Genomic DNA, 13,333 nt, shown 5'->3' with positions numbered 1-13,333 from the left:
CGAAGGCCCGGGGGAGGGGCCTAGAGGGCACCGACCTGCTTCGCGATGGACGACTTGCGGTTGGCGGCCTGGTTCTGGTGGATGACACCCTTGCTGGCAGCCTTGTCGAGCTTCTTCGAGGCGAGGAGCAGGGCCGAGGTGGCCTTGTCCTTGTCGCCGGCGGCGATGGCCTCGCGGGTGGCGCGGACGGCGGTCTTGAGCTCGCTCTTGACGGCGCGGTTGCGGTCCTGGGCCTTCTTGTTGGTGCCGATGCGCTTGATCTGCGACTTGATGTTTGCCACGTGAACTACTTTCTGGATTCGTGTCTCGGACGGATGTGCGCCAGCCGAGCGTCCGACCGACGTGAATCGATCGACCCGGTGCTGCCGCCGGTGATGGCCACCGGAGCGGCTCTCGGCTGCGATCGCGTTCCGCCACTGCAGACGTAACGCGCAAGCCAACAGGCAACGTTACCAGCAGCAGGCCGCACTCTCAACGAGCGGCGCACCGACGGCGTGCCGTGTCGCCCGTAGTACCGTGCCGTCATGCCCCAGCTCGCGCCCCACATGACCACCGTTCCCGCGTCGGGCATCCGTCGCGTCTTCGAGATCGCGGCCCAGCTGGACGACGTCGACATGCTCGTCGTGGGCGAGCCCGACGTCCCCGTCGCCCGGCACATCGCCGACGCCGCCCGTCGCGCCTGGGCCGACGACCGCACCGACTACACGCCGAACGGCGGCATCCCGGCGTTGCGCGAGGCGCTCGTGGCGAAGCTCGCCCGCGAGAACGACGTGCACGTCGACCTCGAACAGGTCTGGGTCACCGTGGGCGGCACGCAGGCCCTGCACCAGACAATGGGGCTGCTGCTCGCGTCGGGAGACGAGGTCCTCGTGCCCGACCCCGGCTACACGACGTTCACGATGAACGCGCACATGCTCGACGCGGTGCCCGTGCCCTACACGCTGACGCCGGCCCAGGGGTTCCACCCCGACCTCGACGAACTCGAGCGCCTCGTCGGTGATCGCACGCGCGCCCTCGTCGTCAACAGCCCGTCGAACCCGCTGGGCGTCGTCTACCCCGAAGACACGTTGCGCCGGCTGCTCGACTTCGCGCGCCGCCACGACCTCTGGGTGATCAGCGACGAGGTCTACGAGTACTTCACCTACGGGCCGAAGCACGTCAGCCTGGCCTCGCTCGACGACGACGACCGGGTGTTCAGCGTCTTCTCGTTGAGCAAGACCTACGCGATGACCGGCGTGCGGGTCGGCTACCTCGTGACCCCGAAGGGGCTCTCCGAGACGATGCGCACCGTGCAGGAGGCCGCGATCAGCTGCGTCGCCGAGCCCGACCAGCACGCCGCCCTGGCCGCGATCGTGGGCGACCACCAGCCCGTGGCCGACGCCCGCGAGCACTACCGTCGCAACCTCGAGCTCGCGACGGCCCTGCTCGACGAGCGTGGCATCCGCTACCTCGAGCCCACGGGCGCCTTCTACCTCTGGATCGACATGGGCCACGCCACCCAGGGCGACGTCGCCGGCTGGGCCGAGCGGTTCCTGCTCTCGCAGCGGGTCGCGGTCGCACCGGGCAGCGCGTTCGGCCGCAGCGGCGAGGGGTGGATCCGGGTCTGCCTCGCCTCGTCGCCCGAGGTGATCACCCGGGGGCTCGGCAAGCTGCCGGCTCCGGGCGACCCCCGCTGAGATCCGGGGGTCAGCCCCCTGGGCCGCCCGTCGGGCCGTTCGTAGGCTCGACACATGACGAACCAGCCCGTACAGACCACCGCCCAGACCCCGACCAGCGGCGTCCGCTCGCCCCTCGCCGTCTGGAGCCTCGTGCTCGGCCTCGCCTCGATCGGCTTCGGCTTCACCTTCGTCGTCCCGATCGCCGGCCTCGTCCTCGGCATCCTGTCCCGACGTCGCGAGCCCGAGGGACGCACCATGGCCCTGGTCGGCATCATCTCGTCCGTCGTCATGCTCGCCGGCACCCTCGTCGCCCTCGCGATCGGCGTCGCCGTCGTCGGTGGTGCGGGCCTGCTCGCGCTGCTCCCCGGCACCGCCGGCTGACACGCGAGGCCGACCCGCGCCTCCCGCCTGCGCCGCACCTCCCGCCTGCACCGCGCCTCCCGCCTGCGCCGCGCCTCCCGCCTGCGCAGTGCCTCGCGACCTCGCCGATCCGGCGCACGGTGCGTCGGCATTTCCCCCTCGGCGTCGCGACGGGCGCGTGAGGACGAGGAGGCGCGGTGCCGGTGGTGACACCCGCCAGGAGTTGCCGATGCCCCACCCCGCGCGGCGCGACGTCCGATCCCGCGCCCCGGCATGGGAGAATCGAGCGGTACCCCCGCCCACCACCCCAGAGGATCGTGTGAGTCCCCAAGCAACCCGCGCACTCGAGCCGGCGTCGACCGAGCCCGAGTCCCTCCGCAACTTCTGCATCATCGCGCACATCGACCACGGCAAGTCGACCCTCGCCGACCGCATGCTCGGCATCACCGGCGTCGTCGAGTCGCGGGCGATGCGGGCGCAGTACCTCGACCGCATGGACATCGAGCGCGAGCGCGGCATCACGATCAAGAGCCAGGCCGTCCGCATGCCGTGGGAGCGCAACGGCGAGACGTTCGCCCTCAACATGATCGACACCCCCGGCCACGTCGACTTCAGCTACGAGGTCTCCCGCTCGCTCGCCGCGTGCGAGGGGGCGATCCTCCTGGTCGACGCGGCCCAGGGCATCGAGGCCCAGACGCTCGCGAACCTCTACCTGGCGCTCGAGAACGACCTCGAGATCATCCCGGTGCTCAACAAGATCGACCTGCCCGCGGCCGACCCCGACAAGTACGCCGCCGAGCTGGCCGGCCTGATCGGCGGTGACCCCGCCGACGTGCTGCGGGTCAGCGGCAAGACCGGCATGGGCGTCGAAGAACTCCTCGACCGGGTGGTCGACCGCATCCCGTCGCCCGTCGGCGTCAAGGACGCCCCGCCCCGCGCGATGATCTTCGACTCGGTCTACGACAGCTACCGCGGCGTCGTCACGTACATCCGCATGATCGACGGCACCCTGCACCCCCGCGAGAAGGTGCAGATGATGTCGACCAAGTCGACGCACGACATCCTCGAGATCGGCGTCTCGTCGCCCGAGCCCGTCCCCAGCCAGGGCCTGTCGGTCGGCGAGGTCGGCTACCTGATCACCGGCGTGAAAGACGTGCGCCTGTCGAAGGTCGGCGACACCGTCACGACGTCGGCCAAGCCGGCGACCGAGGCCCTCAGCGGCTACACCGAACCCCTGCCGATGGTCTTCTCGGGTCTGTACCCGATCGACGGCAGCGACTACCCCGACCTGCGAGAGGCCCTCGACAAGCTGAAGCTCTCCGACGCCGCGCTGGTCTACGAGCCCGAGACGTCGGTCGCCCTGGGCTTCGGGTTCCGTTGCGGGTTCCTCGGCCTGCTGCACCTCGAGATCGTCACCGAGCGACTCGAGCGCGAATTCGGCCTCGACCTCATCACGACGGCGCCGAGCGTCATCTACGAGGTCACGACCGAAGACAAGAAGACCGTCACGGTCACCAACCCGAGCGAGTTCCCGGGCGGCAAGATCGCCAGCGTCAGCGAGCCCATGGTCAAGGCGGGCATCCTCGCGCCGAAGGACTACGTCGGGGTCATCATGGAGCTCTGCCAGCAGCGCCGCGGCACCCTGCTCGGCATGGAGTACCTCGGCGAGGACCGGGTCGAGATCCGCTACGCCATGCCGCTCGGCGAGATCGTCTTCGACTTCTTCGACAGCCTCAAGTCGAAGACCGCGGGCTACGCCAGCCTCGACTACGAGCCCATCGGCGACCAGGAGGCCGACCTGGTGAAGGTCGACATCCTGTTGCAGGGCGAGCAGGTCGACGCGTTCAGCGCGATCGTGCACCGCGACAAGGCCTACGCCTACGGGGTCCTCATGACCGGCCGACTGCGCGAGCTCATCCCCAGGCAACAGTTCGAGGTGCCGATCCAGGCGGCCATCGGCGCGCGCATCATCGCCCGCGAGAGCATCCGCGCCATGCGCAAGGACGTCCTCGCGAAGTGCTACGGCGGCGACATCTCGCGCAAGCGCAAGCTGCTCGAGAAGCAGAAAGAGGGCAAGAAGCGCATGAAGACCATCGGCCGGGTCGACGTGCCCCAAGAGGCCTTCATCGCCGCGCTGAGCGGTGACGTCGAGAAGAAAGACAAGAAGTAGGGTCATGCGCCGAGCCACCCACACCGAGACCCGCACGACCTACGGCGAGGTCGGGGCCACCCAGGCCCCCGACCTCATGCAGTACCCGCCGAAGGGTTTCACCCCGGCCGAGTACCGGGCGCGCGTCGGTCACGGCGACGCCCGGTTCGCCGCGGCGTGGATCGCGACCATGACCTGGCAGATCCAGGAGCGCAGCGGCATCGGCGTGCGGGTCGACAGCGTGCCGCCGGCCGACGAGAGCGAGTACACGCCCGTCCAGTTCGACGAACACGGCCAGCCGGTCGACGCGGCCGAGTGGGCGGCCGCCCGCGACGAGTCGCGCTACGCCCCGGACGGCACGGCCTTCCTCACGGCGGGCACGACCGCGACCCTCAGCATCGCGGCCTACGGTCGCACGGTCGAGGCCCCGGTGCGCGTCGTCTACGTGATCGACGAGCCGAAGCGCAAGGGTTTCGCGTACGGCACGCTCGAGGGCCACCCCGAGAGCGGCGAGGAGTCCTGGATCGTCGACCAGACCGACGACGGCTCGGTCTGGCTGTCGATCAGGTCGTTCTCCAAGCCGTCGAGCGCGAAGTGGCGACTCGTGGCACCCTTCCTCCGTCGCACCCAGGCGCAGTACACGAAGCGGTACCTGCGGGCGCTCAGCCTGAACGAGAAGGGCGAGCAGACCGACGAGGTCGTCGTGGTCGAAGACACCGAGGCCGGCATCGGCGACCCGCGCGGCGACGAGCGGCCCCCGACCGGGCCGCGCGGCGACGCCGCCGGAACCGGCGCCTGAAGGTGCCCGGAGCCCTTCCCCTCGGCGACCCCGCGCCCGTCGACGGCCGTCTGCCCGAGAGCGTCGCCCTCGGTGCCGACTCCCGTCACTTCGGCGTGTACCTGCACGTCCCGTTCTGCCGCGTGCGCTGCGGCTACTGCGACTTCAACACCTACACCGGCGACGAGCTGCGGGGCGCCCGCCGCGACGACTACGCCGGGCAGGCCGTCGCCGAGATCGAACTCGGGGGCCGGGTGCTGCGCGAGGCAGGGCTGCCGCCTCGCCGCGCCTCCTCGGTGTTCTTCGGCGGAGGCACCCCGACGATGCTGCCCTCAGGCGACCTCACGTCGATGCTTCACGCGATGGTCGACACCTGGGGGCTCGAACCGGGCGCCGAGGTGACGACCGAGGCGAACCCCGACTCGGTCGACGCCGCGTACCTGCAGCAACTCGCCGACGCCGGGTTCACGCGCGTCAGCTTCGGCATGCAGTCGGCGGTCCCGAGCGTGCTGGCCACCCTCGAGCGGACGCACGACCCCGAGCGCATCCCGTTCGTCGTCCGCTGGGCGCGGGACGCCGGGCTCGACGTGAGCCTCGACCTCATCTACGGCACGCCGGGCGAGACCCTCGACGACTGGCGTCGTTCGCTCGACGTCGCCCTCGAGCAGCAGCCCGACCACCTGTCCGCCTACTCGCTGATCGTCGAGGAGGGCACCAAGCTCGCCCGCCAGATCAAGCGCGGCGAGGTGGCGACGCCCGACGACGACACCGCCGCCGACATGTACGAGATCGCCGACGCACGACTCGCCGAGGCCGGTTACGACTGGTACGAGGTGAGCAACTGGTCGCGGGGTGCCGAGCACCGGTCCCGCCACAACCTGGCTTACTGGCAGGGGCACGACTGGTGGGGCGTCGGCCCGGGGGCGCACAGCCACGTCGGCGGCGTGCGGTGGTGGAACGTCAAGCACCCGGCCGCGTACCAGCAGCGCATGGCCGCGGGCGAGTCACCCGCCGCCGGACGCGAGACCCTCGACGACGAGACGCGCCGGGTCGAGCGCGTCCTGCTCGGGGTGCGCATCCGCGAGGGGCTGCCGACCGCCGAGCTCGACGACGAGGGTCGTCGGGCCGTCGCGGGGCTCATCGCCGACGGCTGGGTCGAGGGCCGCCCCGCCCTGCAGGGTCGCGTGGTGCTGACCCGCGAGGGCCGCCTCATGGCCGACGCCGTCGTGCGGCGGTTGCTGCCCGACTGACCGGCACGCCGCGTCGGGACGCCGCCTGTCCCGAGGCGCACGCGGGGGGAGTCGCGAGCCCAGGAGGCGCGGGCCCGGAACGCAGGAGGCGCGGCTCCCGGGGGAGTCGCGCCTCGCGTCGTGCCCGTCCGGGCCGGTCGACCGGCTACTTGACGAACTCGATGGTCAGCGGGTACTTGTACCACTGGCCCTTGTTCGCGGCGACGGCGGCGATGATCGAGAAGATGACGACGAGGATCGCGGCGACCAGTGCGAGCAGGCCCCCGATGACGATCACCGAGAGGATCGCCGAGACGACGTAGACGATCGCCATCGTGATCTGGAAGTTCAGTGCCGTCCTGGTGTGTTCGCGGACGAACGGCCCGCGGTCCTTGAGCACGAGGTAGCCCACGAGCGCCGGGACGAACGCGAAGAGGATGCCGCCGAGGTGGATGAGGGTCGCCCAGAGCTTCTCGTCCTCGGGGCGCATCGGCTGGACGGGCTGCGGCTGCTGGCCGCCCTGCTGGCCGTAGCCGCCCTGTTGGCCGTAGCCCTGACCGGGCTGGGGGCCGTTCGGCTGGGCGGGAGGGGTGTCGGTCATGGCTGCACCTGTTCCGTGAGTGTCGTGCGGATCGTCCCCGCCACCCTAAGGCAGGGGTGTGCGACGCGAGTAGGCCGCGCGACGGAGGTGTCGTACGATTGGCAGTCCGGCACGACGAGTGCCAGGCCCGGTCGCCCGGAGGCGGACGACCAGGGGGGCGTCGAGCGAAGAGAGGTGCGGCATGGTCTCCGAACGTGGTCTCGAAGTGCTGCGCGTCATCGTGCACGACTACGTCGCCTCTCGTGAGCCGGTGGGGTCGAAGTCGATCGTCGAGCGTCACCAGTTCGGCGTCTCGGCCGCGACCATCCGCAACGACATGGCGCTGCTCGAAGAAGAAGAGCTGATCGCGGCACCGCACACCTCGTCGGGGCGCGTGCCGACCGACAAGGGCTACCGCCTCTTCGTCAACCAGCTCGCCGACCTGAGGCCGTTGAGCGCCGCCCAACGCCAGGCCATCGAGACCTTCCTCGGCGACTCCACCGACCTCGACGAGGTGCTCGGTCGGACGGTCCGGCTCCTGTCGCAGCTGACCAACCAGGTGGCTCTCGTGCAGTACCCCACCTTCTCCCGTGCCCGCGTGCGCCACGTCGAGCTGGTCAGCCTGGGCGACGGCCGCGTCATGACCGTGCTGATCACCGACAGCGGCCAGGTCGAGCAGCGGGTGGTCGACACCCGCTCCGCCGTCGACGAGTCGTTCCTGTCCGAGCTGCGGGCGGCGATCAACGCCGCGATCGGCGGTCGTCCCCTCGGCGAGGCGTCCGCCGCCCTGGCCGACTTGCCCGCCCGGTTCCGGCCCGACCTCGCCGCGATCGTCGGCGTGGTGGTCGCCAGCCTGACCGAACAGATCGCCGCCGGGCGCCAGGACCGTCTCGTGATGGCCGGTGCCGCGAACCTCGTGCGCACGGGCGACGACTTCAGCGGTGACCTCTACCCGGTGCTCGAGGCGATCGAAGAGCAGGTGGCGTTGCTGCGGCTCTTCGGCGAGATGCAGCTCGACGCGGTCGACGTGGCGGCGAGCATCGGCCGCGAGAACGCCTCGTTCGGGTTGTCGCAGGCGTCGGTGCTGGCCAGCGGCTACTCGACGCAGGGCAGCGAGGTCGCCAGGCTCGGCGTCCTCGGCCCCATGCGCATGGACTACTCGACCAACATGGCGGCCGTCCGGGCCGTCGCCCGCTACCTGTCGTCGCTGCTCGCCGAGCGGTAGACCACGATCGCGGCCCCGGCCGCCCCACGACCCCACCCCGTCCCGGTTCGCCGGGCCCGGCCCCGCCGGGACACCACCACACCACACCAGAGGCAGACGAGAACCAGTGGCAGATCATTACGACGTCCTCGGAGTCGACCGTCAGGCGACCCCGGAAGAGATCAAGAAGGCTTACCGCAAGCTCGCCCGCGAGCTGCACCCCGACGTCAACCCGAGCCCCGAGGCGTCCGAGCGCTTCAAGGACGTCACGCACGCCTACGACGTCCTCAGCGACCCCCAGCAGCGCGAGCGGTACGACCTCGGCCCCCAGCCCGGCTTCGGAGGCGGGGGCGGCGGAGGTGCGGCCGGCTTCGGCGACATCTTCGACGCGTTCTTCGGCGGCGGCGGCCAGGGGCAGCGCCAGGGGCCCCGGTCGCGCCGCGAGCGTGGTCAGGACGCCCTGCTGCGGCTCGAGGTCGACCTCGACGACATCGTCTTCGGCACGCAGCGCGACATCGAGGTCGACACGGCCGTCCTCTGCGACACCTGCAGCGGCTCGTGCTGCGCGCCGGGCACGTCGCCCCAGACCTGCGACATCTGCGGCGGATCGGGCCAGATCCAGCGCACCGTGCGCTCGCTGCTGGGCAACGTCATGACCTCGAGCCCCTGCGGCACCTGCCGCGGCTACGGCACGGTCATCCCGAACCCCTGCCCGACCTGCCAGGGTCAGGGTCGCGTGCGTGCCCGTCGGTCCATCCCGATCGACATCCCCGCGGGCGTCGACACCGGCCTGCGGCTGCAACTGCCCGGTCAGGGCGAGGTCGGTCAGGCCGGCGGCCCGAACGGCGACCTGTACCTCGAGGTCAAGGTCCGCCACCACGACACCTACAGCCGGAACGGCGACGACCTGCTGGCGACGCTCGAGGTGCAGATGGCCGACGCCATCCTCGGCACGTCGACCACGCTCACGGGCCTCGACGGCGAGATCGAGGTCGAGATCAAGCCCGGCACGCAGAGCGCCGACGTCATCACCGTGAAAGATCGGGGCATCACGCGGCTTCGCGGCACCGGGCGCGGCGACCTCAAGATCGGCGTCCAGGTCGTCACCCCGACGAAGCTCAGCCACAAGGAGCGCGAACTCATCGAGAAGTTCGCCTCGGGTCGACGCTCGCCGGCACCCGAGCTCTCGCACTTCCAGCAGGGGCTGTTCGGCAAGCTGCGCGATCGCTTCCTGAACTTCTGACCGTGGCGCACTTCTACCTGGTCGACGGGCTGACCGACGCCGAGGCGGGGTCCACCGTCGAGGTGACCGGTTCCGAGGCGCGGCACGCGGTCACGGTCAGCCGCGTCCGGGTGGGCGAGACGCTCACCCTCGGCAACGCCCGGGGGCTGGTGGTGCACGGCGAGGTGACCGAGGCGGCCCCCGACCGACTCGTGCTGCTCGCCACGCGCGTGCTCCGCCACGAGCGGCCGTCGACCCGGCTCGTCCTCGCCCAGGCCCTGGCCAAGGGCGACCGTGACGAGCTCGCCGTGCAGGCGGCGACCGAGCTCGGCGTCGACGAGATCGTCCCGTGGGCGGCCGCGCGCAGCGTCTCCCGGTGGGAGGGGCCGAAGATCGCCAAGGGGCTCACCCGGTGGTCGTCGATCGTCCGCGAGGCGACGAAGCAGTCCATCCGCCCGTGGGCACCCGAGGTGACCGGGCTCGCGACGACGAAAGAGCTGGCCGCGCGCGCCTCCCGCGATCTCGTCCTCGTGCTCGAGCCCTCGGCCGACGAGGCGCTGACGGCCGTCGACCTGACCGCAGGAGGCGCGGTGCCCGACCGCGTCGTCGTGGTCGTCGGCCCCGAGGGCGGCGTGTCGCCGGCCGAACTGCTGCTGCTCGCCGAGGCGGGTGCTCGCGCCGTGCGCCTCGGGGACGCCGTGCTGCGCACCTCCACGGCCGGCCCGGCCGCCCTGTCGGTGCTGAGCGCACGACTGGGCCGATGGTGATCCACGATCCGACCGACCCTCGGCCCGAGGTGGCCCTGGGGTCGCTGTCGGAGGTCGTCGCTACGATGGGCAGCATGTCCGAGACACCCGACGAGACCGTCGACGCGCGCACCGTCTTCAGCCGCATCGTCGCGCACGAGATCCCCGCCGACATCGTGTTCGAGAGCGACACGGTCGTGGCGTTCCGCGACATCGCACCGCAGGCGCCCGTGCACCTGCTGGTGGTCCCCACGACCCAGGCCTACCGCGACGTCGTCGAGCTGGCCGCCGGCGACCCCGCGCTCCTGGCCGAGATGGTCGCCGTCGCCTCGCGGCTCGCCGGCGACCCGGCCGTCTTCGGGGAACACTCCGGGGACGACTTCCGTTTGATCTTCAACACCGGCGCATCCGCCGGCCAGACCGTGTTCCACGTGCACGCCCACGTGCTCGGCGGACCCCTCCAGGAAGGCACCCTTGCCCACTAGCGACACGAACGCCACCGGCCCCTCGACGACGTCGTCGGGCGACGACGTCCGACGCGTCGACGTCACCGTCGACGGCGTCGCCATGGTCCAGCTGCTGGGCCCGCAAGACCGGCTGCTGCGTGCGGTCGAGAAGCAGTACCCCGGGGTGCGCGTCCTCGTCCGGGGCAACGAGGTCACGCTCGAGGGTCCCTCGGGCGAGGTCCACCGTGCCGAGGGGCTCGTCGCCGAGCTCGTCTCGATGGTCCGGGGCGGCCACGACCTGGGTCCGGCCGAGGTCGCGACGTCGGCACGCCTGCTCGACTCCGGCCAGGGCAGTCCGTCCGAGGTCTTCGGCCAGCCCATCGTCACGAGCCGGGGCAAGGGCGTCCGTGCGAAGACGGCCGGCCAGAAGCAGTACGTCGACGCCATCGACCAGCACACCATCACCTTCGGCATCGGCCCAGCCGGCACGGGCAAGACCTACCTGGCGATGGCCAAGGCGGTCCAGGCCCTCCAGCGGCGTGAGGTGCAGCGCATCATCCTGACCCGGCCCGCGGTCGAGGCCGGTGAGCGGCTCGGCTTCCTGCCGGGGACGCTGACCGACAAGATCGATCCCTACCTCCGACCGCTGTACGACGCGCTCAACGAGATGATGGACCCCGAGATCGTCCCGAAGCTGCTCGCGGCGGGCACGGTCGAGGTCGCTCCGCTGGCGTACATGCGTGGACGCACGCTGAACGACGCCTTCGTCGTCCTCGACGAGGCGCAGAACACGACGCCCGAGCAGATGAAGATGTTCTTGACCCGTCTCGGGTTCGGTTCGCGCATGGTCGTCACCGGTGACGTCACGCAGGTCGACCTGCCGACCGGCGCGAGCGGCCTGCAACTCGTGACGACCGTCCTCGGCGACATCGACGACATCCACTTCGCCCGGCTCACCAGCGACGACGTGGTGCGACACACGCTCGTCGGTCGCATCGTCGACGCCTACACGACCTACGACGCCGAGCGTCAGGCCCAGCAGCACCGGCGCCACGAGGCGGCCCAGGCCACCTCCGAGGGCACCGACCGTGCCGAACGTCGGGCCGGTGCGCCCCGCGACCGCCTGCCCGAGAGAGGAACCCGGTGAGCATCGAGGTCGCCAACGAATCCGCCGTCGAGGTCGACGAGGCCGCGATCCAGCGTCTGGCCACGTTCGCCCTCGACCAGATGCACGTGCACCCCGAGGCCGAGTTGGCCGTGGTGTTCGTGGACGAAGCGGCGATGGAGCAACTCCACGTGCAGTGGATGGACGAGCCCGGCCCCACCGACGTCCTGAGCTTCCCGATGGACGAACTGCGTCCGGGCACCGAAGACGAGCCGACGCCCGCCGGGTTGCTCGGCGACATCGTGGTCTGCCCGCAGGTCGCCGTGGCACAGGCCGCCACCGCGGGGCACAGCCCCCTCGACGAGATGCTCTTGCTCACCTGCCACGGCATCCTGCACCTCCTCGGGTTCGACCACGCCGAGCCCGACGACGAACGCGAGATGTTCGGTCTGCAGCGCGAGATCCTCGCGGCCTTCGCCGCGGCCGACACGAGCCGGTGACGCCGTGATGGTCACGGTCTTCGTCGTCGTGGCGGTGTTCCTGGTCGTGTTCGGCGGGCTGCTGGCCGCCGCCGACTCGGCGTTGGGCGTCCTCAGCCGTCAAGACCTGCTCGACGAGGCCGACGACGACCCGCGTCACGCCGCGGCGTTGACCGCGATCGCGGCCGACGTCGGGGCACACGTCAACGCCGTCAACTTCGTCCGCATCCTCGCCGAGACCTCGGCGGCGGTCCTGGTGTCGCTGTCGTTCGCCTTCTCGGTCGAGCCGTGGTGGCTGGCCCTGCTGCTCTCCGCCCTCATCATGACCGTCGTGTCGTTCGTGCTGGTGGGTTCGAGTCCGCGCAGCGTCGGCCGGGCGCACGCCCGGGGGCTCGCACGCCTGACCTCCGGCCTCGTGCGCTTCGTCCGCGTCGTCCTGGGGCCGCTGGCCGACGCCCTCGTGGCGATCGGCAACCGGGTCACCCCGGGTCGACCGCGCAGCGCGTCGTTCTCCTCCGAGGAGCAGCTGCTCAGCATGGTCGACGAGGCGACCGAGCTCGACGTCCTCGAAGAGGACGACCGCGAGCTCATCCACTCGATCTTCGAGTTCAGCGACACCGTGGTCCGAGAGGTCATGGTGCCGCGCACCGACATGGTGACCCTCGACGCGACCGCGTCGGTCGGGTCGGCGATGAGCCTCTTCCTCGGGCGGGGCGTGTCGCGCGTGCCGGTCGTCGGGCGTGACTCCGACGACGTCGTCGGCATCGTGTACCTGCGCGACCTCGCCCGCCGGCTGCACGAGCACAGCGGTGACGACTCGGCTCCCGTCACGACCCTGGCCCGCCCGGCCGTGTTCGTGCCCGAGTCGAAGAAGGCCGACGACGCGCTGCGTCAGATGCAGCTCGACAAGAACCACCTGGCCATGGTCGTCGACGAGTACGGCGGCATCGCGGGGCTCGTGACCCTCGAAGACCTGATCGAAGAGCTCGTCGGCGACATCAGCGACGAGTACGACCGCGAGGTCGCTCCGCACCGCGAGGTCTCGGCCGGGGTCTTCCGGGTGAGCGCCCGCCTGCCCGTCGACGAGCTCGGCGACCTCTTCGGCCTCGAACTCGACGACGACGACGTCGACTCGGTCGGCGGACTGCTCACGAAGGTCCTCGGGCGCCTGCCCGAGCAGGGCTCCGTCGCCCGCGTCTCGGGCCTCGTCCTCACCGCCGACCGCACCGAGGGTCGTCGTCACGACCTGCAGACCGTGCTGGTCGAGCGTGATGCCGACCTCGCCGACGCGCAGGCCGCGTTCGTCGAGGGCTCGCGCGACAGCTGACCCCGGGTCGCACGCCCCGTCCCTCCCGCCCGCCCCACCCCGTCAACGAA

General features: G+C 71.1%; 14 protein-coding genes. 12 read left to right on the top strand and 2 right to left on the bottom strand.

What is annotated here, in order from left to right; all coding sequences use genetic code 11:
• Window positions 1–20 precede the first annotated feature (20 nt).
• Window positions 21–281, bottom strand: coding sequence for a 30S ribosomal protein S20 (gene rpsT / locus ASG05_RS02275; protein ID WP_043596189.1), 261 nt, complete (start codon window positions 279–281; stop codon window positions 21–23).
• A gap of 243 nt (window positions 282–524) precedes the next feature.
• Here rpsT and ASG05_RS02270 point away from each other — a divergent pair, with 243 nt between their 5' ends.
• The 5 genes from ASG05_RS02270 (at window position 525) to hemW (ending at window position 6,195) form a co-directional block, all read left to right on the top strand.
• Window positions 525–1,676: a pyridoxal phosphate-dependent aminotransferase gene (locus tag ASG05_RS02270; protein ID WP_056256830.1), complete on the top strand. Its 1,152-nt coding sequence runs from the start codon at window positions 525–527 to the stop codon at window positions 1,674–1,676.
• A gap of 54 nt (window positions 1,677–1,730) precedes the next feature.
• Window positions 1,731–2,039 (top strand): DUF4190 domain-containing protein, encoded by a 309-nt coding sequence (locus tag ASG05_RS02265; protein WP_056256828.1) that lies wholly within the window; start codon window positions 1,731–1,733, stop codon window positions 2,037–2,039.
• Between the two features lie 298 nt (window positions 2,040–2,337).
• Window positions 2,338–4,188: a translation elongation factor 4 gene (lepA, locus tag ASG05_RS02260; RefSeq protein ID WP_056256824.1), complete on the top strand. Its 1,851-nt coding sequence runs from the start codon at window positions 2,338–2,340 to the stop codon at window positions 4,186–4,188.
• A 4-nt stretch (window positions 4,189–4,192) separates the two neighbouring features.
• Window positions 4,193–4,966 (top strand): DUF1990 family protein, encoded by a 774-nt coding sequence (locus ASG05_RS02255; protein ID WP_082486223.1) that lies wholly within the window; start codon window positions 4,193–4,195, stop codon window positions 4,964–4,966.
• 2 nt (window positions 4,967–4,968) lie between these two features.
• Window positions 4,969–6,195 (top strand): radical SAM family heme chaperone HemW, encoded by a 1,227-nt coding sequence (gene hemW, locus ASG05_RS02250; protein ID WP_056256821.1) that lies wholly within the window; start codon window positions 4,969–4,971, stop codon window positions 6,193–6,195.
• Between the two features lie 145 nt (window positions 6,196–6,340).
• On the opposite strand, the gene ASG05_RS02245 is transcribed toward hemW, so the two are convergent.
• Window positions 6,341–6,775 carry a DUF4870 domain-containing protein gene (locus tag ASG05_RS02245; RefSeq protein WP_235491359.1) on the bottom strand — a complete coding sequence of 145 codons (435 nt, stop codon included), beginning with the start codon at window positions 6,773–6,775 and terminating at the stop codon, window positions 6,341–6,343.
• A 181-nt stretch (window positions 6,776–6,956) separates the two neighbouring features.
• On the opposite strand from ASG05_RS02245, the gene hrcA reads away from it, so the two are divergent.
• The 7 genes from hrcA to ASG05_RS02210 all read left to right on the top strand — a co-directional run bounded on the left by hrcA (window position 6,957) and on the right by ASG05_RS02210 (window position 13,283).
• Window positions 6,957–7,979 (top strand): heat-inducible transcriptional repressor HrcA, encoded by a 1,023-nt coding sequence (gene hrcA / locus ASG05_RS02240; RefSeq protein WP_056256818.1) that lies wholly within the window; start codon window positions 6,957–6,959, stop codon window positions 7,977–7,979.
• A gap of 106 nt (window positions 7,980–8,085) precedes the next feature.
• Entirely contained in the window at window positions 8,086–9,201 is a 1,116-nt protein-coding gene (gene dnaJ, locus ASG05_RS02235; RefSeq protein WP_056256817.1) for a molecular chaperone DnaJ, read from the top strand.
• A gap of 2 nt (window positions 9,202–9,203) precedes the next feature.
• Window positions 9,204–9,947 carry a 16S rRNA (uracil(1498)-N(3))-methyltransferase gene (locus ASG05_RS02230; protein ID WP_056256814.1) on the top strand — a complete coding sequence of 248 codons (744 nt, stop codon included), beginning with the start codon at window positions 9,204–9,206 and terminating at the stop codon, window positions 9,945–9,947.
• A 74-nt stretch (window positions 9,948–10,021) separates the two neighbouring features.
• On the top strand, window positions 10,022–10,411 hold the full coding sequence (locus tag ASG05_RS02225; protein WP_056258274.1) for a histidine triad nucleotide-binding protein: 390 nt from the start codon (window positions 10,022–10,024) through the stop codon (window positions 10,409–10,411).
• Between the two features lie 82 nt (window positions 10,412–10,493).
• The gene (locus ASG05_RS02220; protein ID WP_157490064.1) at window positions 10,494–11,519 is read left to right on the top strand and encodes a PhoH family protein; all 1,026 of its coding nucleotides are present in this window, start codon (window positions 10,494–10,496) and stop codon (window positions 11,517–11,519) included.
• Window positions 11,516–11,977 carry an rRNA maturation RNase YbeY gene (ybeY, locus tag ASG05_RS02215; protein ID WP_056256811.1) on the top strand — a complete coding sequence of 154 codons (462 nt, stop codon included), beginning with the start codon at window positions 11,516–11,518 and terminating at the stop codon, window positions 11,975–11,977. The genes ASG05_RS02220 and ybeY overlap by 4 nt, the downstream gene beginning before the upstream one ends.
• A 7-nt stretch (window positions 11,978–11,984) precedes the next feature.
• On the top strand, window positions 11,985–13,283 hold the full coding sequence (locus ASG05_RS02210; RefSeq protein WP_056256809.1) for a hemolysin family protein: 1,299 nt from the start codon (window positions 11,985–11,987) through the stop codon (window positions 13,281–13,283).
• Window positions 13,284–13,333 lie beyond the last annotated feature (50 nt).

The sequence above is a fragment of the Frigoribacterium sp. Leaf186 genome (genome assembly GCF_001423905.1).
Taxonomy (GTDB): Bacteria; Actinomycetota; Actinomycetes; order Actinomycetales; family Microbacteriaceae; genus Frigoribacterium.
This window is presented reverse-complemented; position numbering and strand designations above follow the sequence as displayed.

Excerpts from the sequence above, each read along its gene's own strand:
- ASG05_RS02265 (WP_056256828.1), top strand. The coding sequence starts at position 1,731 with ATGACGAACCAGCCCGTACAGACCACCGCCCAGACCCCGACCAGCGGC.
- ASG05_RS02255 (WP_082486223.1), top strand. The coding sequence starts at position 4,193 with ATGCGCCGAGCCACCCACACCGAGACCCGCACGACCTACGGCGAGGTC.
- ASG05_RS02210 (WP_056256809.1), top strand. The coding sequence starts at position 11,985 with ATGGTCACGGTCTTCGTCGTCGTGGCGGTGTTCCTGGTCGTGTTCGGC.
- hrcA (WP_056256818.1), top strand. The coding sequence starts at position 6,957 with ATGGTCTCCGAACGTGGTCTCGAAGTGCTGCGCGTCATCGTGCACGAC.
- ASG05_RS02245 (WP_235491359.1), bottom strand. The coding sequence starts at position 6,775 with ATGACCGACACCCCTCCCGCCCAGCCGAACGGCCCCCAGCCCGGTCAG.
- ASG05_RS02225 (WP_056258274.1), top strand. The coding sequence starts at position 10,022 with ATGTCCGAGACACCCGACGAGACCGTCGACGCGCGCACCGTCTTCAGC.
- ASG05_RS02270 (WP_056256830.1), top strand. The coding sequence starts at position 525 with ATGCCCCAGCTCGCGCCCCACATGACCACCGTTCCCGCGTCGGGCATC.
- ASG05_RS02220 (WP_157490064.1), top strand. The coding sequence starts at position 10,494 with ATGGTCCAGCTGCTGGGCCCGCAAGACCGGCTGCTGCGTGCGGTCGAG.